Genomic DNA, 20,458 nt, shown 5'->3' with positions numbered 1-20,458 from the left:
GCTTGTAGGGAAATACTGAGTGTGCAGTAAACTGGTGATTTTACCCCAAAATAACGCTCTATTTGAGCAGATAGTGCTACGCACTTAGCCCTGTTGTGGAGCAACCAACTGGTAGAACTTAGTAGATCTTTGATGATCAGGTATCCGTCGGCATAGCAAGACACAATAATTAACTCATGATTTACATATCTATGTATATAAATAGATAGATTTGTTTATTTTGCTCCTTGATAAGATACTTAAACGAACTTAAAGGATTGTCGCATTCCAAATCATTATAATTCCTCAAGGTTCTAAAGCGAATCTTTGGGGCCATAATTGTTTTAGCCGTCGCTATCGATGAGGAGTTTAAATACCAGTAAGACACTGGGGAGGCTGGCTAGTTACTAGAAATTAGAAACGTCGCCTCTGGGAAAAATGCACTCGTTCGCAATTCCCGTATCCGTTAGAGGAAATCCTGTTGTTTTAATGGCGTTGAAATAACCAGAGTTGTGTTTATATTGAGTCTTCTTAGAGATATGACTTCAGGCGAAAAGACCATCAACTAACAGATGGAAATGCCAGAGGGTTCCACAGGAAGAATGACCCCCAAATCCCTATGTTAATGCTAGATTACCCGCTTTATGACTTTCAAGCAACCGTACCTAGCTGCCCCCAAACAAGTTCTCTGGCAGTGGTGTTGGAGATTTTTGAGCAAGAGCAGTGCGATCGCTTGGTAGTAGTGAATCAACAGCAATGCCCCATCGGATTGCTGTATTCTGCCCGTTTAATCCCAAAATTATTAGCCCAAAGTGACGATAAAAATCTAAATTTACACCAATCGCTTTCTACCTGGGGTCAGGGTCTAATTGAGCCAATACAGACAATATCAGTTTCGGAGCGTGTAGAGCGATTAAGCTTGCGCTGGTGCGATTCACAAGTCGAAAAACCTCAAAATCTAGATTGGGCGCTGATTGACTTGGATGGTCGATATTTGGGGCTATTGGATAGTTCACGCCTGTTGCGATCGCTAGCTCAAGAACGTATGGCTGGCTTACAAAGGTCTAGCGAGTATCGTCATGAGTATGATGGTGCGCCAAATGAACCCAAGTCGTTAAGACACCAGCCACTGGTACACTTGCTAGAAAGACTGCCTTGGGCTTTAATGTTGCAAACGGGTACTGGCGAGGTGGTAGCGCGAAATCCCGCCTGGTGGCAGCAATTAGGAACCTTAAAAGATCCAGAAAAAGTTAGGCAACAGGTAGAAGCAATACTTGTCCCGAAACGCTCCGAAATAGCAGAATATGTCACCCAACCAGCAATCAAGGTTCATCCCAATGGTAGGGAGAATGAGTATGGTGGTGAAGAAGAACTGATTAAGCAAGAAGTACCAGGTGATGCTGTATACAGCCGATGCTATTTAGATAGTCAAGTGGGTACTTGTACCTGCGTTGTCGAAGTACAAAATGGTCAAGAGCAAATCTGGCAGTTTGCCAAAATTCCCTTAGATAGTCCTGAGTTTAAAGTTATCAGTGCCGAAGAGGAGATTGCACTCAGCACTGATTTGTGGTTGATTTTAGCTACTGATGTCACTGAACAGCAGCAACTTTGTAAAGAACTAGCAGCGAAGAATGCCGATTTAATTCAACTAAATCGGTTAAAAGACGAGTTTTTAGCTTGTATTAGTCATGAACTCAAAACTCCCCTAACTGCCGTTTTGGGATTATCGCGCTTGCTAGTGGATCAGCAGTTGGGAGAACTTAACGAGCGTCAAGCCCGTTATGCAGGACTGATTCATCAAAGCGGACGCCACCTAATGAGTGTAGTAAATGACATTTTAGATTTGACCCGGATGGAGACGGGACAAATGGATTTGACGCTGACTCAGGTGAAAATCAGTACTGTGTGCGATCGCGCCCTATCGGAAGCCAAAGCTATCCACACTCAAACCACTAAAGCGACATCTGCCCCGCCACCTGCAAATACTCGTCCATCTGCTCCCCAATTCTGTCTTTCCATTGAACTAGGTTTAGATCAGATGGTGGCAGACGAATTGCGCTTACGCCAAATGCTAGTACACCTACTTTCCAACGCCTTTAAATTCACCGAAATATCTGGTGAAATTGGGCTGCGGGTAAGTCGTTGGGAAGGATGGATTGCCTTTACAGTTTGGGATACAGGCATTGGCATTCCTGAACACCAGCAACACTTAATCTTTCAAAAATTCCAACAACTAGAAAATCCCCTCACCCGCCAATTTGAAGGCACTGGTTTGGGGCTGGTATTAACTCGCGCCTTGGCTCGCCTCCACGGAGGAGATGTCAGCTTCTTATCGCGTGAAGGTAAAGGTAGCCAGTTTACACTACTTCTGCCGCCCAGTCCCCCGAAAACAAACTTCTCGGAACCAGATATGGGAATCAGAGAAGACGAGGAGACAGGATACCAACCGACACGGGAAAACTCCGCAGCCGCTCGTCAGCATCCTAGTACGCCCACACAGCATCATCCTGCTAGTTCGCAACGGTTGGTTTTGGTAGTCGAGGCAGTAGCTCGATATATTGAAGACTTGACCGAACAACTCAAAAGTTTAGGATATCGGGTAGTGATTGCGCGATCGGGGACAGAAGCAGTCGAAAAAGCGCGGCGCTTGCAACCAATAGCGATATTTTTAAATCCGTTGCTACCCCTGCTATCAGGCTGGGATGTACTGACTTTACTAAAATCTGACACTGCAACCCGTCATATATCTGTAATTGTGACAGCGACGGCAGCCGAAAAGGAGCAAGCATTTGCTAACCGAGCCGATGGTTTTTTGAGTTTGCCAGTAGAGCATCAGGTATTAGCACCAGTTTTAGAAAAATTATGTACTGCACAAGTAGTTCCGCAGATAGGGTTAAATAATAGTGTAATTGTCCCAACTAAAACCCCACTGCGAATTCTCAGGTTGGTGAATCCCCAGTTAGAATCGGTCAATCCTCACACTTCACTTCGAGAACATCGAGTGATTGAAGTAGATGACCTAGATCAGGCAGAACTTTTGGCGCGGGTATGGCAGTTTGATGTGATTTTGCTAGATGTCGAAAGTACTATCGCCCAAATTTATTTGCAACAATTAATTGGACATCCGCGTTTAGCAGCTATACCACTGGTTACTTGCGATGTTGCAACTACCTTAGTTGCTTCTAAAATACCAGGGCTATCTGTATTTCCTTACTTAACACCAATTGCTAAAGATAACAGCAGTCGCACTGAGAAAACAGATGCTTTACTATCAGTACTGGAAATTGCTTCTGGTATTTGCTGCCCTCCTAACATCTTAGTAGTGGATTTAACAATGCTACGGGATTTACCCCAGGTAAGACGTAAGCCAGCTAAGGGTTATCAGACAGAAAAAAATTGCTCAATTAGTAGTGAAACTGCTGAACGGGGATCTGAATGGTTCCAAGCTTTAATTCAATACCTCCAAACAGCAGGCTTCAAAGCGGCGATGAGTCCTTGTTGGGCAGAAGTGTTGCAACAAATTCGCCACGAAAGCGTTGACTTACTGCTAATTTGTTTAGGAGAAACCTCTATCCACAAAGATGTACTCAAAGCACTGAAAAAATTAGGAGATTCGCCTTTGAAGTTGCCACCAATTTTGGTATTAAATCAGCGATTTAATCGCTCAGAAACCAGTTTCCCGGATGGAGTAGCTGATCAGGAAATTAACCAGCAGAAGAAGAATGGTTTGGAATCGATAGAAACTGTTGTTGGTGCGATCGCTACCCAAATATTACCGCGATCAATATCAATGGAAGACCTCTTAAACCAGATCAATCAAGCTTTAGCTGTCAATGGTTACAATGACAAATGTTAATGGGGTCAACCCCTTCTCTGCGAGACGCTACGCGAACGGGGAATTCAAAATTCAAAATTCAAAATTCAAAATTAATAATCCCCATAAATAAATTTAGGGGCTTGTATCCTTTTGTTCTTCGGTCATTGATCATTGGTCATTAGTTATTCTCAAAGGACAAATGACTAATGACTAATGACAATTTATGATATGTCTATTTTTTGATTTTTCATTTTCTTAAAAGGAACTCGAACCAAGTTATAAGCACCCTTGGTCGATAAATTCTTGTAATCATCTGGCTGTAAGTCCATTTGTAAAAACTTTTTCTGTTCGGCTAACAGTAGCACTGAGGGAGGTTTTAGTCCTTTGGCAGCCTGGTTTTTAATATGCTCTACAGCCTCTTGGGGAAATTTTAAATAATTTACGTGGATGTGGCTGTAAAATACCACACTAGGCTTTTTGAAGCCAAGCATGATCAATTCTTCATTTGGTTGTTTTGCTTCTAGAATGACCGCAGACAATTCCCTTAAGGGTAATTGACGTTCTTGATCGATAAAGAACGAAGCAGGCGTTAAGACAAAAATTATAAACGCCACAAACCCGATTAAATTAATACTGATAATGTAGTTCCAGCGGCGACTCAATAATAAACCCGCAACCAAAACAGCACAAACTAGCCAAATTATACCCGCGATTAATGGTAAACCAGATTGTTGAATTAGTTCGTGAAAGTTACTGATCGCTGGATCGGTACCTAATATGTGGGTTATATTGAGCAGTGCTGTTGCCAGAACTGATAAAAATACTAGATTCACCCAACCACTCATTCGCAGCAAAGACGTAGAGATGGACGGAGTAGAAGAGGGGGAAACAGGAATTGTTTGCCGTGTCTCCGTATCTGAAAAAAGGTCGCTCCACAACAGGGCTACCAGGATTGCTGCTGCTGGCATTAAAGGCAATACGTAGCTAGGGAGTTTAGTAACGGCAATGGTAAAAAAGGCAAAGACGCAAGCAAACCAGAACCAGGCAAATAAACCAAATTGCTGAAAACGTTCAAGGGATCGCCAATGCGATCGCTGCCAAAACCTTAGTCTAATTATAGAAGCTGGTAAATACACTGAATATGGTGCAAAACCCAACAGCACGACTAAAAAGTAAAAATACCAAGGTGCTGAGTGACCATTAACCACTTCTGTAAAGCGTTCCAGGTTGTGATAACCAAAAAAGGAGTTAATGTAATTCCAGCCATTGCGCCAAATTACTAAAGCATACCAGGGCACTGACAAAGCGATAATTATCAGTATACCTACGAGAAGGTGCATTTCTCGCGACACCTCTCGCACTTTACCCACGTAAAGCAAAAAAGCAGCAACAATTAGCCCCGGTAAAACAATTCCCACTGGCCCTTTGGTCAAAATTGCGCCAGCAATCAGCACATAAAAAGCTAAGTACCATTTGTTATGGAATAGGGGAGCCACTGCGGTCTTGGGGTCTCCCCAAGTGGAGCAAGTGGCGTCATGCGGCATGGGCATTGAATCTTCAATTTTGAATTTTGAATTTTGAATTTTGAATTTTGAATTGATTTCTCCCCTGCTCCCTTCCTTCTCTGCATACCCTAGAAAGAAACATAACAAAGCCGATGCCATGCATCCGGTAAGCAGCATATCAGAGACACCTGTTCTCGCCCAAATAATAGTTTCGGGATTGAGTGCCATGAGCGCTGCTGCTGTAAAAGATATTAAGTAGCGGCGAGTCGGACGTGAAACTTGTTCTAATTTGTCTTGTTTAGCCAGATACCACTGGATGGTGTAAAAAGCTAAACAAACTAAGCCGAATGCTGCGATCGCCGAAGGAAGGCGTACTGCCCACTCATTCACGCCAATTATGTGATATGCGATCGCCTGACACCAGTAAATTAAAGCAGGTTTATCGAAACGAGTGTCACCATTAAAAAATGGGGTAATCCAATCACCTGTAACGAACATCTGGCGGGAAGCTTCGGCAAAGAGCGGCTCTGTCTCATCAATCAAGCCTGTGTTACCCAAATTCCACCCAAAAGCCACCCAGGCAACTACCATCAACCACAAAATCGACACAGTTACACTCAGGGCTGGATTTTTTGCTATTTTGTTGAACCACCGATCAACAGTGTGCTTAACACTCAATTTCATTCTCATTTAGTCAATAGTCAACAATCACTAATCAATAGTCGTTGGTTATCTATCTTTTGTTCTTGAAAGTTTTTAATTCAACGATTTTCCTCTATCCATTACTTAACGCTTTACCAACTATCGGGTAAGAATGTAAAAATAAAGCTTTGAGCAAACGCTAAACAATGCCCACCTACTACATTTGCTTCCGTACTCAATATTTACCACTTAGCAATATTTATTGACTCAGCACAAGTTGCCATTCTCTATTTTGGGAATTCCACTTAGGTAATTGAGTTTCGCCAATAATATAAGGGCCCCAGTAACGACGGGAACCATCTTGTGCAAAAGCAACTAAAACATCTCCCTTCTCTAGCTTTAAATTATTCTGAGGTAGGGATAGAACCAGTCCCTTCTCACTACCTTCTTCGGGAGCAAAATCCCAATGTGCCGGTACATCGTAGTGAGTTTGTTTTTTACTAGATCCTTTTGCTACTGACTGTCGTGCCAGTAGAACCAGCCGCACAGGCTGATTTGTTTGATTGCTCATTCGCAAAGTCCCTTGATCTTTGGCAATGCTTGCTGATTTATCACGCTCTGCCAAGACAGGATAAGTATTCTCTTTACTGCTATGTTCTACTTGATTGGTTGGGGTAGGTGCTGGAGTAGATAGATTAGCAGAAATACTTTTTTCAGGTACAACTGAGGTTGTCTGCCACTCTTGAGTTTCTGTTGGCAGTTGTGAAGATGTATCTGGGTTTGTATCTGGATTGGTGGACTCAAAAGATACACTCACTCCAAAACATCCCATCAGAGCAACAAGCAGTCCCAAGCACAAAGCTGTAATACCGACGTTACGATACACTGAGGATTTCATATTGATAGTTATTAGAAATAAATATTTTGTCTAGGCTTGACCAAATAGTAGCCTATTATTCCAAAAGGTAATCTTGGGAGATGCTACGGGTAGCTTACTTCCGTATATAAATACAAGTCAGCAAATCCGTATAACGAACTAACTCCTTTAAAAAGGGGAATTTTGAATCATTTTCCCATTTTTTAAGGCTTGAACGTGGGGATCAAACTAAATATTTATTGTTTCCAAACACCCTCTAAGAAACTGTGCTTCTGAAGAAGATGATAGAATAGTCAAATTTGAATAAATACTGAAATTCCAGTAGATATCTATAATATTAACAAACAAGCTGATGCTAAAACCAATATCCTCCTTACCCTAATAATAAATATATTTCAAGATATCTTGACTTTACCCAAAAGTCCCTTTAATGCAAAACACTCGTCTCAATAACTTGTTCGATGCCATTGCTACACGCTTTGGGCAATGGTTTTTAAATCCTTGGCGACGACTATCGTTGCTGATAATTAGTTTTTTGTTAGGTTTTTTTCTGGGAAACGCAGTTTCCACTACATCTGGACAACAAGGTGTATTGGATATTCTGGTAGCTGGTTTTTTGGTACTGTTGACAGAAATTACTAGCAGAATATTTTATAGTCGCAGCTTTTTGGAGCGGCGATCGCTCTTGGTAGACTCACTAAATCTCCTCAAAGTTGGTTTCATCTACAGCCTGTTTCTTGAAGCTTTTAAGCTGGGATCGTAATCAGATGGAGAATTTATGAATTTGTGGCTGAGTGTTTTGGCAACCAATGGGGTGGGGGAAACTTGGAAGCAGGAAGCAAGAGAAGCAGCGCTGGCAGATCGGTTAAAGGCAAAAGCTTTTGGCATCACACCGGAAAATGTTGATGAAACGATCGAAAGACGATCGCATTTACTAAAATCTGTTTTTCCAGCTTTTAGCGAATTCTGTCAAGCTACTCTCCAAGTACAACCCCAGGAAATGTTACAGGTATTGTGGGATTTGTGGCTGCCTTTGGGGATCAAACTAGCATCGCAACGCCAACAGTTGGGACGCCCCCTGATTCAAGGAATATTGGGAGTACAAGGCACTGGTAAAACCACAATGTCAAAGGTTCTGATTTTGATTCTCGACCATTTGGGATATAAGACTATAAGTTTATCTTTGGATGACTTATATAAAACTTACAGCGATCGCTTACTCCTAACGCAGCAAGATCCCCGCTTAATTTGGCGCGGCCCACCAGGAACCCACGACGTAAACTTAGGCTTAAATATACTAGATCAAATCCGCCAGTTGCAAAGCCCAGTGATGCTTCCTCGCTTTGATAAATCTGCTTTTGGAGGTGCTGGCGATCGCACTACTTCCGAAATGGTGACGGATGTAGATATTGTACTATTTGAAGGTTGGTTTGTGGGTGTGCGACCAATCGACCCAGATGTATTTGATACTGCGCCATCGCCAATTGTCACAGATGAAGATAGAGCATTTGCCCGTGATATGAATCTTCGCCTCCACGATTATTTACCACTGTGGGAGCGATTGGACAGCTTAATTGTGCTTTATCCCACCGATTACCGCTGTTCTTTGGAGTGGCGCAAACAGGCGGAACAGCAGATGATTGCTGCGGGGAAATCAGGAATGAGCGATGCAGAAATAGAGCAATTTGTCAACTATTTTTGGCGATCGCTTCACCCGGAATTATTCATCACGCCGTTGGTAAGAGATGCGACAGCGGTTGATTTAGTGATTGAGATTAATCCCGATCATAGTTTTGGTCAAGTGTATTGCGATCGCACTTAGGGCGTTAGTTCTCAAGCAAATCAGTTAAAAACACTATAATTTGCTTAAAGCGTGATTTATCCTACTCCTTAGAACAAAAATGCCAGAGGTATCGTTAAAGCTTTTCTTTTCCTACTCTCATAAAGACGAAGCTCTACGGGATGAACTAGCTAAACACCTGACTATATTAGAATGGCAGAGCGTGATTTCAAGCTGGCACGATCGCAAGATACTACCTGGAGAGGAGTGGGATCACCAAATTAATGATAATCTAAACACCGCCGACATCATTTTGTTGCTCATCAGTTCAGATTTTCTTTTTTCTAAATATTGCTGGGATGTCGAAGTTAAGAAGGCGATAGAACGTCACCATGCTGGACAGGCTTGTGTTATCCCGGTTATTCTGCGAAATGTTGATTGGAATGGCGCACCATTTGGAAAACTTCAAGCTTTGCCTAAGAATGCTGAACCTGTGGTGTCAAGGCATTGGCACAATCAAGATGAAGCCTTCACAGATGTAGCTAGAGGAATTCGGGCGGCTGCTGAGAAGCTAAAGAAGGAAAAAGAGGAACAGCAAAAACAGGAAGCAGAAAGGCTACTACTACGGGAACAACAAGAAGAAGCAGATAGGTTACGAAGACAGGAAGCAGAAAGACTGCGAAGACAACAAGAACAAGAAGAAGCAGATAGGCTGCAAAGACAACGGGAAAAAGAAGAAGCAGATAGGCTGCAAAGACAACGGGAAAAAGAAGAAGTTGATAAGCTGCAACTAGAACAGCAATTTACTGCTAATGATCTTCCGTCTGACAAAGGTGTAGACTATACGCAGTTACGCGATTTACTTAAAGCTGGGAATTGGAAGGAAGCGGATAGAGAAACTCTGGTTGTTATGCTCAAAGCCACTGGTAGAGAAGAAGAAGGCTACCTTAATTCTGAATCGATTGATAACTTTCCTTGCACTGACTTACGCACCATTGACCAACTGTGGGTAAGATGCAGCAATGGACACTTTGGGTTTAGTGTGCAAAAGCAAATTTGGGAAAGCGTGGCAAAAAACGATGAAAAGTTTGGCGATCACGTTGGATGGCGAAAAGGAATGTTTTTTAATAAATACTGGCTATCTTACTCAGACCTGACCTTCACAAAAAATTCTCCGCAGGGACATTTGCCCGCCGCCTGGGATCGCCTCTTACCGATTACGGGATATATTAATTTTATGTTTGAGAAGCGCGATCAATCTCTTTTCTCGCGTCGAGACTTGTAAACTGTAACATATAAGGCTTACAGGAAATTGTGAAGATTAACAAACAAGTCATTTCACACGAAGTATTGCGGTTTCTACGTTTTCGTCACCTGGCACTGTGGCAAAAAAACGTCTTCAAGTTGTGCTTGTAGTACAATGCTAGCTTTTTGGGTGTCATAGCAATTAGCAAAGATAAATTTGCCTGCTACTTTTTCTATTTCATGATTACTTGCTTCCCATTCATCCCAAGGTAGTCTCATATTAATTTGTAATTCGTAATTCATAATTTAGACAAGTTGTAAAAAGTTCTTTTGCTAATTTTAACTACTTGGGAAACCTCCAGCTTGAAAAATCTGTTCGGCGATTAAATTTAATTCTGGAAAAGTAGGCGAGATGATGGCATCGGTATCTCTAAATTGAGTAACTTGGTATTCACCATCGATTAATTGATAAATAGACATAGTAGGCTGTTTGGGGTTGCCAGTAAACTTTTTAGCGCCTAAACCAAGATAATCTACAATCCAATATTCAGGAATTGCAATACCCTCATACTTACCTTGTTTTGTGTAATAGTCATCATCCCAATTAGTACTAACTACCTCAACTACCAAGGGAATTGATGCCGGATATGATACAGTTGATTCTTTTTTCCATAACGGCTCATTCACTAAATTAAGACGATTTAATATCAACACATCTGGGGAATAAGCAGATACCGAACTAACAGGTTTTATCAGCACAGTTTTGGGAATTATATAAGGTAAATTTAATCGGTCAAATTCCACTGTTAGTTTTCTAGCGATAAAACCAACAACATCTTCATGGTCACCAGTTGGTTGGGGCATTTCAACAATTACGCCATCATGTAATTCGTATCTTCCGCCTTGAGGACGCCAAGCTGCAAAATCTTCAAAGCTTACTAGTTTGGGTATGGCTTGAGTCATAAATTTTTACCTTGGCTTGTATGTTATTTTAATCATCAATGCTTTTAAAGCTGACAAATTGCTTTTAAAACTTGTAACAACTGGGTTGAACGCTCTCTTTCCATTAAATTTAATTCTGGTAACAGATAATAAATAGGGGGATTTCCTTGCTCGATATAGACAAACTGATAACTTCTACCATTAGTCGTTAATCCCCAAACTGATTTTTGATTATCTAAATTTTTATAAGCGTATGTGAGTAGCTGAGGTAAACCTGTTGATATATCAATCTGACTATTTTTAGATTCAATTAACAGTACCCAAAAATATGTTTGAAGTTTTGTATGTTTAGCCTTACTAACAGCTAAAATATCAAATCTTCCTTTAATTTTGATATCTTCATCTTCAACTTCAATATCAACAATATTCTCCTCTAAAACAATCTCGATAGGATAGCGATAAAAACCAGCTAATCTTAATAAAGGGGCAACTGCAAGAAATTTTACCTGACCTTCAGAAACTTTGCCTGCTGTAAGGTAGCGTCGAAAGTCATTTCTAATTTGCAGAATTTCCTGCTGTTCTGCTTCCGTGAGAGATTCCAGAGATAAGTAGTTAGAAAATGAGTCACTGTATTGTTCTTGAAAGCCAAACAGACGATTAACTTCTTCTAAGGATAAATTACAAGCGTTGAGAATTGTCATACATTTTTGCTTGATTCAAGCGAAAAAAATTTGTCAATCAATCAATCAGATATTAACCCACAGCAAAATCTGTAAACTGTCTTTTATAAGGTGAGTGAAATCCTAAGACAATGTCTTGTTTAGGAACACCTAAAGCAACTAATTCATTACCAATGTTAGCTTCTGTTCCATTATGTTGAATCCAAAATTTCTCATTTTTAATATCTAAATGTAATACACAACCATATACACGTCGCTTGTTTTTCCAACCCACATATACTAATTGATAGTGGTCATGTTCGGTATCAAAGATAGTCTGTGCTTCCACTTGACTATCTGATTTTTCATATTGACTATATACTGTTAATAGCTGCTTAATGTGCTTTCTATATTTCTCTAAGTTAGCCATCTGATAATCACCTCATTTTCGATGTCATAAATTAGCAAATATAATTTATTTTGTTGAATTATCATCTGAGGAAATGGTAGTTAAAAAAAAGTTTCGTAGGTATCTGAAGAACCGCTAAATATAAAATGCGTTCTGGTTGTTCTTGGGAAAGTGCAAACCGATAGTTAATAAATTGTCCAAGTGCAGTATGAAATTCGGAAATAGTTGATTGTCCAAGAAAACTCTTAACCTCTACAGCTATTTTTTGCCCTTCTCTCTCAGCTGCAATAATCTTTTCTGCTCCTAAATCAATATATAACTCAATCAAACCCCACTCTATACGTAAAGGATCATCTGTAATAGTCCAGCTATCTTTTTGTAAGTCTAATTTTACAATGTCGTGAAATTTATCTTTTGCTGACATAACATAATTTGTTCGCTCTATTGAGCATTCTATATACATATTACCTACCTTCTCAAGTCATGGAACTTGATATGCCAAATTAGTTAACAAAGTAAAGTACCAACTTCATCTCATCGGTTCAGGTGCATTAGCCTACGTATAACACACCCTAATGAGTTATTAGGTATCATATTTCCTCTGTCCTTTAACCGGATTCATCCACATTTCTAAGCGACTAAACGCTTGAGAAGAAAGTAGCGTCAAACATAAATAAACCACCGCTACACCTGCGTAAATTTCAAAAGCGCGATAGTTATCGGCAACAATTAACTGTCCTTTACGTAGTAATTCTTCAAATCCAATCACAGAAACTAAGCTAGTATCTTTCAATAAACTGATAAACTCATTACCCAAAGGTGGAATCATCCGCCGAAAAGCTTGGGGAAAAATTACATAACTCATAGTTTGCACAGAACTCAAACCTAATGATTTTGCTGCTTCTGCTTGTCCTGGTTCAATTGATTGAATTCCAGCACGTACAACTTCGGCAATGTATGCAGCGCTATTCAAACTTAAGGCAATTACCCCAGCACTTAGACGATCAAAAGAAAATGTCAAACCAAATTCTTGTAAAATTGCTGGTAAACCAAAGTAAATCATAAAAATTTGCACCAGCAAAGGCGTTCCTCGAAAAAAATCTACATACGCCCTCGCCAACCAACGCACAGGTGCAATATGCGACAGGCGAACAATACCAATTAAAGAACCGCCAATTAAACCAAATACTACAGAAAGTATCGTTAATTGCAACGTTACCAATGCACCTTGCAATAGACTTGGAAAAGCCTGCAATATTACGCTAATTGAAGTTAATATTTTAGGTGTACCAGCGTTAGTTTGATTCTCAAATGGAGATTTAGCTGGTAGTGATGGTGGTTCAGCTTTAAACCATTTTTGATAAATTTGGGCATAAGTGCGATTTTTCAGCACCCGATCCAAGCCATCATTTATCAATGTCAAATTCGGCGATTTTTTAGCCGTAGCAATTCCATAAAACTCCTCCGTCAGCAATTTCTGTACTACTTTAATTCCCTGAAGATTACCTGTATTAATAGCATATATAGTCACAGGTGCATCATTAATTACTGCGTCTACATTACCGTTGAGTAATTCTTGCAAAGCTAAAGGTGCAGAATCAAAACTGCGAATTTGTACCCCAGGAATACTTTTAGCCTTTGCAGCCCCAGTTGTACCAACTTGTACAGCAATTTTTTTATTTTTGAGACTGTCAAAACCAGTAATATCTTGATTGTCTGCACGAATGGCGATCGCTAACCCAGCCTTAAAATAAGGACGGGAAAAAGAAATCGTTTTCGCCCTCTCCTCAGTAATCGTAATCGAACTAATGGCCGCATCTACCGTTTTAGCTTGCAAAGCTGGGATAATACCATCAAAAGGCAGACTTTGAAAATTCACTTTAAAGTTAGCAGAAGAAGCGATCGCATTCATCAAATCAATGGAAAAACCCTGCAACTCGCCACCTTTTCCTTGAAACTCAAAAGGTGGAAACGCCGGTTCCGTAGCAACCCGCAAAGTTTTACCCGCGCTAGAGTTCACAGCACAGCTAATCAGTAATAGACAACTAAAACCTACGAAGACACATAAATACAGCCAGCGCCCAAAATCAAATTTAACCATATTATTTTCTCTTCCCCTCTGCGCTCTCTGCGCCTCTGCGGTTCGTTAAAAACCTTACAATCAACTTTAGAACAGCTTGACATAAGTAATGAACAATACCATCCCCGCAATTATTTTTGACAGTATCGAAAAAAACTTTGGTTCCCTGAAAGTTCTCAAAGGAATCACCGGCGAAATCAACCGGGGAGAAGTTGTTGCAGTTATCGGTTCCTCCGGGTGTGGTAAAAGTACCCTACTACGCTGCTTCAACCGCCTAGAAACCATTGACAAAGGGCGTTTAATCATCAACGGAATCAACTTATCCCGACCCACTGTCAACTATAGCCAACTGCGGCAACTAAGAACACAAGTAGGCATGGTTTTTCAACAGTTCAACCTGTTTCCCCATCTCAGCGTCTTAGAAAATATGACACTTGCACCGCGTAAAGTTTTAGGTAAAACACCAAAAGAAAGCGCCCAAGTAGCGAGATTATATTTAGAAAAAGTTGGTTTATCTGACAAAGCCTCTGCTTATCCCGAACAACTTTCTGGTGGAGAAAAGCAACGAGTAGCGATCGCTCGTAGTTTATGTATGAATCCCCAAATCATGCTATTTGACGAACCCACCAGCGCCCTAGATCCCGAACTCGTTGGCGAAGTTCTGCAAGTAATGCAGCAATTAGCTACAGAAGGGATGACAATGGTAGTTGTTACCCATGAAATGCAATTTGCACGGGAAGTAGCCCATCAAGTGATATTTTTAGACAAAGGTATTGTCACAGAACAAGGCCTAGCCTATGAAGTGCTGACCAATCCTCAAAGCGATCGCCTACGTATTTTCCTAAGTCGCCTCAAAGTTAGATAGTTAAAATCCCCAGAAAGTTAGGAGTTATAAATTAAAGGCTTCTTTTGCACTCATCACGGGCTAAACGCCCCGAAGAGAGCTAACATCACTCAGCACTACTTAAAGGTACTCGCGCAAGAAATCAAAGGGATCATCCTCCCAACATGGTTCAGGTATTAGCCAAAACAAACTACCGCTGATGTCGGCTTCAATTTCATCACCGTCGTCTCTATCAAATAGTTCTATCAAAGCTGTCCAATCACGTTCTCTCAGAGACGTTATCGATGGGGCATATACCTGGAGATTATTTGAGTAATTCACGCGCAAAGTTGTGGTTGACAGCCGTAAAAAGTTAGTATAGAAATTTAAAAATAATCAAATTCTAGTTTTGACAACCGCAGTTATACCAATTCAAAATTCAAAAAGTCTGATTTAATCTGGCTTTTCAGGTTTGTATCTATCACATTGTTTTTTCAAATAGGTATTAAATAGTTGTTTTTATACTATTAAATATGGACTACTCTCATAAGTGTCTCACAATTTAAATAGGACTGCTATAGTATTTATTACATATTACAAGCTGAATTTACTCAAGCCATCAAAATCCTTGAGGCTGAGATTCTACTAATTCCACGCCAAAGACTTCCGCAAAAGATTGTGCTATGTAAAAACGCACTTCTTGGCAAGTGATATCTGGAATCCATTCAACTAAACTGCCTACAGGTTTATCAGAAATACCACAGGGTACAATGCGCTCAAAGCCTGTCATGTCTGGACAAACATTTAACGCAAAGCCGTGCATAGTAATCCAACGGCTGACTTTAATACCAATAGCTGCAACTTTTCGCCCTTGCAACCAAACGCCAGTAAAAGCCGGAATTCTTTCTCCTTGCAATCCATAAATTGCCAATACGCGAATTATTACTTCTTCGAGTTGCCGCAAGTACCAATGGAGGTCTTTACGATAACGTTGCAGATTTAAAATTGCATAGCCCACCAATTGACCAGGACAATGGTAAGTAACCTCGCCGCCTCGTTCAACTCGATGCACATCGTATTGACCTTTATCAATCTCAAATTTGAGAAAGTCTGAGTTGCTTCCTTGTCCCAGAGTGTAGACAGGTGGATGTTCTAGCAAAATTAATACGTCATCTAGACTGGGGTCGTGGATGCGCTCAGTGAGGAGCGATCGCTGCCATCCATGAGATTCCAAGTAAGGCATTAATCCTTGGTTATATAGCAAACAAATGTTTTTATGTGATTTATTATTACTATGGATCATGCCAAAATTCAACTGTATAAAGAACTAAATATATTTCAAGTTAGAAGATTAGAATCAAAAATTGTCAAGCTTTGCAAAGGATTTTAAAGGAAAGTCAAGGGAAGATGCATTAGAAAAAACAAAGTGCTAGCTTGAATAGATAACCTCAATAGGTTTTAGGAGGAATTCTTTGCAATAAGCATTATGCCAAGACAATAAGGAAAATGTTGAATGTACTGGCTGATGACTTTAATATCATTGTTTGCTATGCAAACAAAATCAAACTTCCACAAAGCCTTGTATTCTTTAACAACAGCAAGCAAACCTCAATCGAACACAGAAGGAGCAAATATCAACAGTTCTGTAAGCATTCCTTTAAAGGAAAAGGTAGTCATAGAAGCTACAATCAGATTTTCTCAACTCTTGAGTGCTAATTGGATATACAATTAGACATCAGCGCAAAGATGAGGAGGTAAATCAAGGTATACTTGACAATTCCTCCGATGCAGCAAACTGAAAGACAGCTTAACAGCAGTAGATACAATATAGTTCATAATTTGTTTTGGCGGGAGTAATAAACGTTACCGCAATTTCTTTTCATACAAAGCAAATTCACAGATCTAAAATATTCAGCGGGAGAGTATTACATGAAGCTTGTCATCCACGGCAAAAATATTGAAATCACCGATGCGATTCGTGAGTATGTACATCAAAAAATTGAAAAAGCAGTTAGTCACTTTCAAAGCATTACAAATGAAGTGGATGTGCATCTTAGTGTCGCCCGGAATCCCCGAATTAATCCAAGACAAGCGGCTGAAGTAACTATTTATGCTAATGGTAGCGTTATTCGTGCTGAAGAAAGCAGCGAAAGTCTATATGCCAGCATTGACTTAGTTGCAGATAAAATTGCCCGTCAACTGCGGAAATATAAAGAACGGCGTCAAGACCACAAAACTCATCCTCAACCAACAGAAGTAGTTATTCCAGAGTCGATAGTAACAGATTTAATTGGCGATCGCACCGCCGAATTGCCCAACGAAGTCGTCCGCACCAAATATTTTTCTATGCCGCCGATGACCGTTACAGAAGCTTTAGAACAACTGCAACTCGTGGGACACGACTTTTATATGTTCCACAATTGTGAAACTGGAGAGATTAATGTAATTTACGAACGTAACCACGGCGGTTATGGTGTTATCCATCCCCGCAATGGTAACGGACATACTAACGGCAAAAATGGCAAGGCAAACCACACTAATATAGTCATGTCGGAAAAGTCGCATTCGAGTAAATAGGGAGATGAGGGGAGTAGGGGAGAAGTTGCAGTAAATCTTTCCCCTCTCCACCTCTTGCCTCCAGAAATTAGCTATACGCAAGCGTTGGAGTAATGTGAAAATTTGCAGTTCGGCTGCTGGATCGTCGTGGTATTTAAATAGTTGATATTGTCGCCCAGTAATCACAGCAAATTCATCCATAACTTTCTGGGTGATGTCTGCACATGCTAGAGAGTAAGGATTGACAGTTTCTCTAGCTTGGAAGTAGACATTATAGTTTTGTGTTTATCGAAACAGATTTATCAAGGGATACAGAGGGCTTACACGGCTAGCGATCGCGGCTCGATTGTATGTCCAGCAATGACACTATAAGAGTTAGGTAAAAGTAATTGTACTTGCACCTGAAAATTTTCGGACGCTAAACAAGCATCAATAAATACTGATTTATCAGTATTTGCCAACGCTTCAGCAAGTTTGGGGAAAGTTGGTGGACAGCAATGAATTTCACGTTTGATAGCTGCAATGCCATCATCACTACGCAACTCATTACCGTAACCAATTGCGATGAATAAGTGGGTTTTGTCAACATATATCAGATGATGTTAAGGAGGTAACTATCATGCAAAAAGAATATATGGAAATTTTAGAATCATTAATTAATCAATTAACATTATCCGCAATATTAGAAATGTTAGAGCGAATATGTCACAAAAAAGCGGAAAATCTAAGAACTCATTGGCAAGATGAGACTTCAGCAAAGCTTTGGGATAAAGCTGCTAGACAGATAGAACAAATAAATGTTGATGTTTGAATCTACTATTATTCTTAACCCAAGCGTATTGCTTTATCCGCTCATTGCATGATGCTATCAATTGGTAGTGCAAAATCACGAGACCATTCATTCCAAGATCCAAAATAATTTCTAGCAGAAATTCCCGCCTCTTCAAGGGCTATTAATGTATTCGCAGCCCTTGATCCCTTAAAGCAGTAAATATATACAATAGACTCGGAAGTAATACCTACTGACTGACAAATTTTTCGGATTTCATCTGGCGATCGGAACATGGGAATTTCCAATTCAGAATTCATGAGATGATGCCATTCTAACCATACTGCATTAGGGATTCTACCTTTGCGAGGACAAAAATCAGGATGGTAAGGAGAAGAACTCAATCCAAGCCATTCGTGGCGATCGCGCACATCTAATTTAATAATTGCTGGATTTTCAATTGCTTGCAACATCTCAGTGGTAGTCACCATTATGTCAGCGTTGGGATGCAATCTAAATATGCTGCTTTCACGCTGCGGTACTTCATCGGTAGTAAGTAATCCTGCCTTAAGCCATGCTCTATATCCTCCGTGTAAAATAGATACTTGAGTGCAACCCAAATATTTCAGTAAAAAAGCTGCTCGACAAGATTGACCATAACCTTTATTTAAAGCATCTTCATAAACAATTAACTGTTCTGCACCAGATATTCCTACCCTGCTCATGATTTCTGCAAAATACTCTTGCAATTCCTTCAATCCTGCTGGAGAGGAATTCTCTAAAAGATAGGTGAAAAAATCTCTAATATTTATGGATTGAGAAATATGAGAAATAGCATAATCTTCTTGACTTCGCGTATCGATAATGACAGTTTTTGATGAGTTTTCTGCTAACAGTGACGTGACTTCTTGAGGAGAAATGAGGAGTTTTGTATTCACGCTTTCATGCTTCTGTTATCGTGCCATTAGGCATTATCGCCCTTGATATATTTACATTTTGGAATGCAAATTACAGAAGAATGAAGATTAAATGTTACGAAATAACTTTTATAGCTGTGTTGTTTTTAAGAAAAAATTCCAAATTCCAAATCCAGAATTCTAAATTCTAAGTAAATTACTCTCGCCAAACCTCATTAACAACACTCCCATCTCCCCAACTAATTGAATGTACAAAAGCATTTGTCCTGCCGCATGAGTTGAACAACTCAAACAAGGGTCAAAAGCTCGAATTACCCCTCAACTCGGTTTAAAATCTCTTCAGGAATTTCTGAGCTGTGAATAAAATGTCGGGCAATTTGAGCTACTGTGCGATTTATCACTAAATTATTTTGACCTGTGGCAATTACTAAATTTACTTTCTGAATTAACCTTTATCCATTCCTAACAATAAATCTGGGGCGCTAAGGTGGAAGAAACTCAAGGCGTGAAATTGAATAATTTGTCTCAAATTCATTAAATGGTGCAGTTTTTCGGCAGCTTTACGAATTGTAACTGCAAGAATGCGATCGCCTGCTTTGGCAGAAGTTAATAAATGACTATTGCTAGCTTCTGACAATGTAGGTATTGGTGACAACATAGAAATGAGAAACAAGATCCCGACTTCGTAAAAATTATTGGGGATCTTTAGATTTCATCTTAATTTTATTAGATTATTAGTTAAATCGTTAGAATTAGAAAACTGTTAGGTACGATTTATGCAACTGCTATTTTTAAGGAACGGCTTTTTGGCGTTAACTTTTACTGCGATCGCTTCAGGCGGTGGGTTAATTACAGGCTGTGCTAATACTGTTTCCCAGAACCAAAGCCAAGCGCCAAAGGAAACCGCCACCAATGTTAACGACAAGCAGATGATGAATCACAGCATGGGAATGGATTTAGGCCCAGCCGATGCTAATTTAGATTTACGATTTATCGACGCTATGATACCGCACCATCAAGGGGCTGTGGAAATGGCTAAAGAAGCTGAGGTGAAATCAAAACGTCCTGAAATCAAAAAACTAGCAGACAATATTATCAAATCGCAAAAACAAGAAATCACTCAGATGAAGCAGTGGCGACAAGCTTGGTATCCCAAGGCGGGAGATAAACCAATGGCTTATGACAGTCAAATGGGTCATACGATGGAAATGTCATCTAACCAAATGAAAACTATGATGATGAGTCAAGACTTAGGTGCAGCCGATGCTGAATTTGATCTACGCTTTATCAATGCGATGATTCCTCACCACGAAGCGGCTGTAACAATGGGGCAAGATGCCTTAAATAAGTCTAAGCGCCCTGAAATCAAGAAATTAGCCCAAGAAATTGTTAAAGCCCAAGAGATAGAGATTAAACAAATGCAACAGTGGCGAAAAACTTGGTATAACAAGTGATACT

The 20,458-nt window shown here is 40.1% G+C and carries 20 protein-coding genes and 2 pseudogenes; 8 read left to right on the top strand and 14 right to left on the bottom strand.

Annotated features, from left to right (window positions below; translation table 11 throughout):
• The first annotated feature begins 598 nt into the window (after nucleotides 1–598).
• Nucleotides 599–3,835 carry an ATP-binding response regulator gene (locus tag V7K56_RS21660; protein ID WP_334913430.1) on the top strand — a complete coding sequence of 1,079 codons (3,237 nt, stop codon included), beginning with the start codon at nucleotides 599–601 and terminating at the stop codon, nucleotides 3,833–3,835.
• A gap of 182 nt (nucleotides 3,836–4,017) precedes the next feature.
• On the opposite strand, the gene V7K56_RS21655 is transcribed toward V7K56_RS21660, so the two are convergent.
• Together V7K56_RS21655 and V7K56_RS21650 are read right to left on the bottom strand one after the other, a co-directional pair.
• Nucleotides 4,018–5,991: an ArnT family glycosyltransferase gene (locus tag V7K56_RS21655; RefSeq protein WP_334913428.1), complete on the bottom strand. Its 1,974-nt coding sequence runs from the start codon at nucleotides 5,989–5,991 to the stop codon at nucleotides 4,018–4,020.
• A gap of 211 nt (nucleotides 5,992–6,202) precedes the next feature.
• A complete protein-coding gene (locus V7K56_RS21650) occupies nucleotides 6,203–6,841 on the bottom strand; it encodes a hypothetical protein (RefSeq protein ID WP_334913426.1) in 639 nt (212 codons plus the stop codon).
• Between the two features lie 409 nt (nucleotides 6,842–7,250).
• Here V7K56_RS21650 and V7K56_RS21645 point away from each other — a divergent pair, with 409 nt between their 5' ends.
• From V7K56_RS21645 to V7K56_RS21635, 3 genes are all read left to right on the top strand, one after another.
• Nucleotides 7,251–7,583 carry a DUF565 domain-containing protein gene (locus V7K56_RS21645; RefSeq protein WP_334913424.1) on the top strand — a complete coding sequence of 111 codons (333 nt, stop codon included), beginning with the start codon at nucleotides 7,251–7,253 and terminating at the stop codon, nucleotides 7,581–7,583.
• 15 nt (nucleotides 7,584–7,598) lie between these two features.
• The gene (locus V7K56_RS21640) at nucleotides 7,599–8,642 is read left to right on the top strand and encodes a glycerate kinase (RefSeq protein WP_334913422.1); all 1,044 of its coding nucleotides are present in this window, start codon (nucleotides 7,599–7,601) and stop codon (nucleotides 8,640–8,642) included.
• A 79-nt stretch (nucleotides 8,643–8,721) separates the two neighbouring features.
• Complete coding sequence (locus tag V7K56_RS21635; protein WP_334913420.1) at nucleotides 8,722–9,885, top strand: GUN4 domain-containing protein; 1,164 nt, start codon at nucleotides 8,722–8,724, stop codon at nucleotides 9,883–9,885.
• 74 nt (nucleotides 9,886–9,959) lie between these two features.
• On the opposite strand, the gene V7K56_RS21630 is transcribed toward V7K56_RS21635, so the two are convergent.
• The 6 genes and pseudogenes from V7K56_RS21630 to V7K56_RS21605 all read right to left on the bottom strand — a co-directional run bounded on the left by V7K56_RS21630 (nucleotide 9,960) and on the right by V7K56_RS21605 (nucleotide 13,956).
• On the bottom strand, nucleotides 9,960–10,148 hold the full coding sequence (locus V7K56_RS21630) for a hypothetical protein (RefSeq protein WP_334913418.1): 189 nt from the start codon (nucleotides 10,146–10,148) through the stop codon (nucleotides 9,960–9,962).
• A gap of 36 nt (nucleotides 10,149–10,184) precedes the next feature.
• Nucleotides 10,185–10,808, bottom strand: a complete 624-nt coding sequence (locus V7K56_RS21625) for a Uma2 family endonuclease (RefSeq protein WP_334913415.1) — start codon at nucleotides 10,806–10,808, stop codon at nucleotides 10,185–10,187.
• Between the two features lie 44 nt (nucleotides 10,809–10,852).
• Nucleotides 10,853–11,488: a restriction endonuclease subunit R gene (locus V7K56_RS21620; protein WP_334913413.1), complete on the bottom strand. Its 636-nt coding sequence runs from the start codon at nucleotides 11,486–11,488 to the stop codon at nucleotides 10,853–10,855.
• A gap of 52 nt (nucleotides 11,489–11,540) precedes the next feature.
• Nucleotides 11,541–11,876 (bottom strand): XisI protein, encoded by a 336-nt coding sequence (locus tag V7K56_RS21615; RefSeq protein WP_334913411.1) that lies wholly within the window; start codon nucleotides 11,874–11,876, stop codon nucleotides 11,541–11,543.
• Nucleotides 11,864–12,279, bottom strand: a pseudogene (locus tag V7K56_RS21610) (XisH family protein). Before V7K56_RS21610 ends, V7K56_RS21615 begins: the two are co-directional and overlap by 13 nt.
• Before the next feature lie 159 nt (nucleotides 12,280–12,438).
• The gene (locus tag V7K56_RS21605) at nucleotides 12,439–13,956 is read right to left on the bottom strand and encodes an ABC transporter permease subunit (RefSeq protein ID WP_334913409.1); all 1,518 of its coding nucleotides are present in this window, start codon (nucleotides 13,954–13,956) and stop codon (nucleotides 12,439–12,441) included.
• A gap of 88 nt (nucleotides 13,957–14,044) precedes the next feature.
• On the opposite strand from V7K56_RS21605, the gene V7K56_RS21600 reads away from it, so the two are divergent.
• On the top strand, nucleotides 14,045–14,800 hold the full coding sequence (locus V7K56_RS21600) for an amino acid ABC transporter ATP-binding protein (protein WP_334913407.1): 756 nt from the start codon (nucleotides 14,045–14,047) through the stop codon (nucleotides 14,798–14,800).
• Nucleotides 14,801–14,899: 99 nt separating this feature from the next.
• Here the strand turns inward: V7K56_RS21600 and V7K56_RS21595 are convergent, their stop codons facing one another.
• Together V7K56_RS21595 and lipB are read right to left on the bottom strand one after the other, a co-directional pair.
• Complete coding sequence (locus V7K56_RS21595; RefSeq protein ID WP_094348136.1) at nucleotides 14,900–15,100, bottom strand: hypothetical protein; 201 nt, start codon at nucleotides 15,098–15,100, stop codon at nucleotides 14,900–14,902.
• Between the two features lie 277 nt (nucleotides 15,101–15,377).
• The gene (gene lipB / locus V7K56_RS21590; RefSeq protein ID WP_334913405.1) at nucleotides 15,378–16,061 is read right to left on the bottom strand and encodes a lipoyl(octanoyl) transferase LipB; all 684 of its coding nucleotides are present in this window, start codon (nucleotides 16,059–16,061) and stop codon (nucleotides 15,378–15,380) included.
• A gap of 626 nt (nucleotides 16,062–16,687) precedes the next feature.
• Here lipB and hpf point away from each other — a divergent pair.
• Nucleotides 16,688–17,335 carry a ribosome hibernation-promoting factor, HPF/YfiA family gene (gene hpf, locus V7K56_RS21585; RefSeq protein ID WP_334913403.1) on the top strand — a complete coding sequence of 216 codons (648 nt, stop codon included), beginning with the start codon at nucleotides 16,688–16,690 and terminating at the stop codon, nucleotides 17,333–17,335.
• Between the two features lie 299 nt (nucleotides 17,336–17,634).
• Here hpf and V7K56_RS21580 read toward each other — a convergent pair whose 3' ends face one another.
• Nucleotides 17,635–17,856 (bottom strand): hypothetical protein, encoded by a 222-nt coding sequence (locus tag V7K56_RS21580; RefSeq protein ID WP_334913401.1) that lies wholly within the window; start codon nucleotides 17,854–17,856, stop codon nucleotides 17,635–17,637.
• A gap of 77 nt (nucleotides 17,857–17,933) precedes the next feature.
• Here V7K56_RS21580 and V7K56_RS21575 point away from each other — a divergent pair, with 77 nt between their 5' ends.
• Nucleotides 17,934–18,125: a hypothetical protein gene (locus V7K56_RS21575; RefSeq protein ID WP_292860261.1), complete on the top strand. Its 192-nt coding sequence runs from the start codon at nucleotides 17,934–17,936 to the stop codon at nucleotides 18,123–18,125.
• Nucleotides 18,126–18,166: 41 nt separating this feature from the next.
• Here V7K56_RS21575 and V7K56_RS21570 read toward each other — a convergent pair whose 3' ends face one another.
• From V7K56_RS21570 to V7K56_RS21560, 3 genes and pseudogenes are all read right to left on the bottom strand, one after another.
• Nucleotides 18,167–19,021, bottom strand: a complete 855-nt coding sequence (locus V7K56_RS21570) for a sulfurtransferase (RefSeq protein ID WP_334913399.1) — start codon at nucleotides 19,019–19,021, stop codon at nucleotides 18,167–18,169.
• Between the two features lie 175 nt (nucleotides 19,022–19,196).
• A pseudogene (locus V7K56_RS21565) lies at nucleotides 19,197–19,449 on the bottom strand (Ni/Fe hydrogenase subunit alpha); the annotation flags it as partial.
• Nucleotides 19,446–19,673, bottom strand: coding sequence for a hypothetical protein (locus tag V7K56_RS21560; protein WP_334913507.1), 228 nt, complete (start codon nucleotides 19,671–19,673; stop codon nucleotides 19,446–19,448). The gene V7K56_RS21560 and the pseudogene V7K56_RS21565, both read right to left, overlap by 4 nt.
• Nucleotides 19,674–19,776: 103 nt before the next feature.
• On the opposite strand from V7K56_RS21560, the gene V7K56_RS21555 reads away from it, so the two are divergent.
• Nucleotides 19,777–20,454, top strand: coding sequence for a DUF305 domain-containing protein (locus tag V7K56_RS21555; protein WP_334913397.1), 678 nt, complete (start codon nucleotides 19,777–19,779; stop codon nucleotides 20,452–20,454).
• Nucleotides 20,455–20,458: the final 4 nt, after the last annotated feature.

The sequence above is a fragment of the Nostoc sp. genome (assembly GCF_036917535.1).
Taxonomy (GTDB): domain Bacteria; phylum Cyanobacteriota; class Cyanobacteriia; order Cyanobacteriales; family Nostocaceae; genus Nostoc.
Note: the sequence above shows the minus strand (reverse complement) of the source record. Positions and strands in the feature narration are given on the sequence as shown.

Excerpts from the sequence above, each read along its gene's own strand:
- V7K56_RS21660 (WP_334913430.1), top strand. The coding sequence starts at position 599 with ATGTTAATGCTAGATTACCCGCTTTATGACTTTCAAGCAACCGTACCT.
- V7K56_RS21655 (WP_334913428.1), bottom strand. The coding sequence starts at position 5,991 with ATGAGAATGAAATTGAGTGTTAAGCACACTGTTGATCGGTGGTTCAAC.
- V7K56_RS21650 (WP_334913426.1), bottom strand. The coding sequence starts at position 6,841 with ATGAAATCCTCAGTGTATCGTAACGTCGGTATTACAGCTTTGTGCTTG.
- V7K56_RS21645 (WP_334913424.1), top strand. The coding sequence starts at position 7,251 with ATGCAAAACACTCGTCTCAATAACTTGTTCGATGCCATTGCTACACGC.
- V7K56_RS21640 (WP_334913422.1), top strand. The coding sequence starts at position 7,599 with ATGAATTTGTGGCTGAGTGTTTTGGCAACCAATGGGGTGGGGGAAACT.
- V7K56_RS21635 (WP_334913420.1), top strand. The coding sequence starts at position 8,722 with ATGCCAGAGGTATCGTTAAAGCTTTTCTTTTCCTACTCTCATAAAGAC.
- V7K56_RS21630 (WP_334913418.1), bottom strand. The coding sequence starts at position 10,148 with ATGAATTACGAATTACAAATTAATATGAGACTACCTTGGGATGAATGG.
- V7K56_RS21625 (WP_334913415.1), bottom strand. The coding sequence starts at position 10,808 with ATGACTCAAGCCATACCCAAACTAGTAAGCTTTGAAGATTTTGCAGCT.
- V7K56_RS21620 (WP_334913413.1), bottom strand. The coding sequence starts at position 11,488 with ATGACAATTCTCAACGCTTGTAATTTATCCTTAGAAGAAGTTAATCGT.
- V7K56_RS21615 (WP_334913411.1), bottom strand. The coding sequence starts at position 11,876 with ATGGCTAACTTAGAGAAATATAGAAAGCACATTAAGCAGCTATTAACA.
- V7K56_RS21605 (WP_334913409.1), bottom strand. The coding sequence starts at position 13,956 with ATGGTTAAATTTGATTTTGGGCGCTGGCTGTATTTATGTGTCTTCGTA.
- V7K56_RS21600 (WP_334913407.1), top strand. The coding sequence starts at position 14,045 with ATGAACAATACCATCCCCGCAATTATTTTTGACAGTATCGAAAAAAAC.
- lipB (WP_334913405.1), bottom strand. The coding sequence starts at position 16,061 with ATGATCCATAGTAATAATAAATCACATAAAAACATTTGTTTGCTATAT.
- hpf (WP_334913403.1), top strand. The coding sequence starts at position 16,688 with ATGAAGCTTGTCATCCACGGCAAAAATATTGAAATCACCGATGCGATT.
- V7K56_RS21575 (WP_292860261.1), top strand. The coding sequence starts at position 17,934 with ATGCAAAAAGAATATATGGAAATTTTAGAATCATTAATTAATCAATTA.
- V7K56_RS21555 (WP_334913397.1), top strand. The coding sequence starts at position 19,777 with ATGCAACTGCTATTTTTAAGGAACGGCTTTTTGGCGTTAACTTTTACT.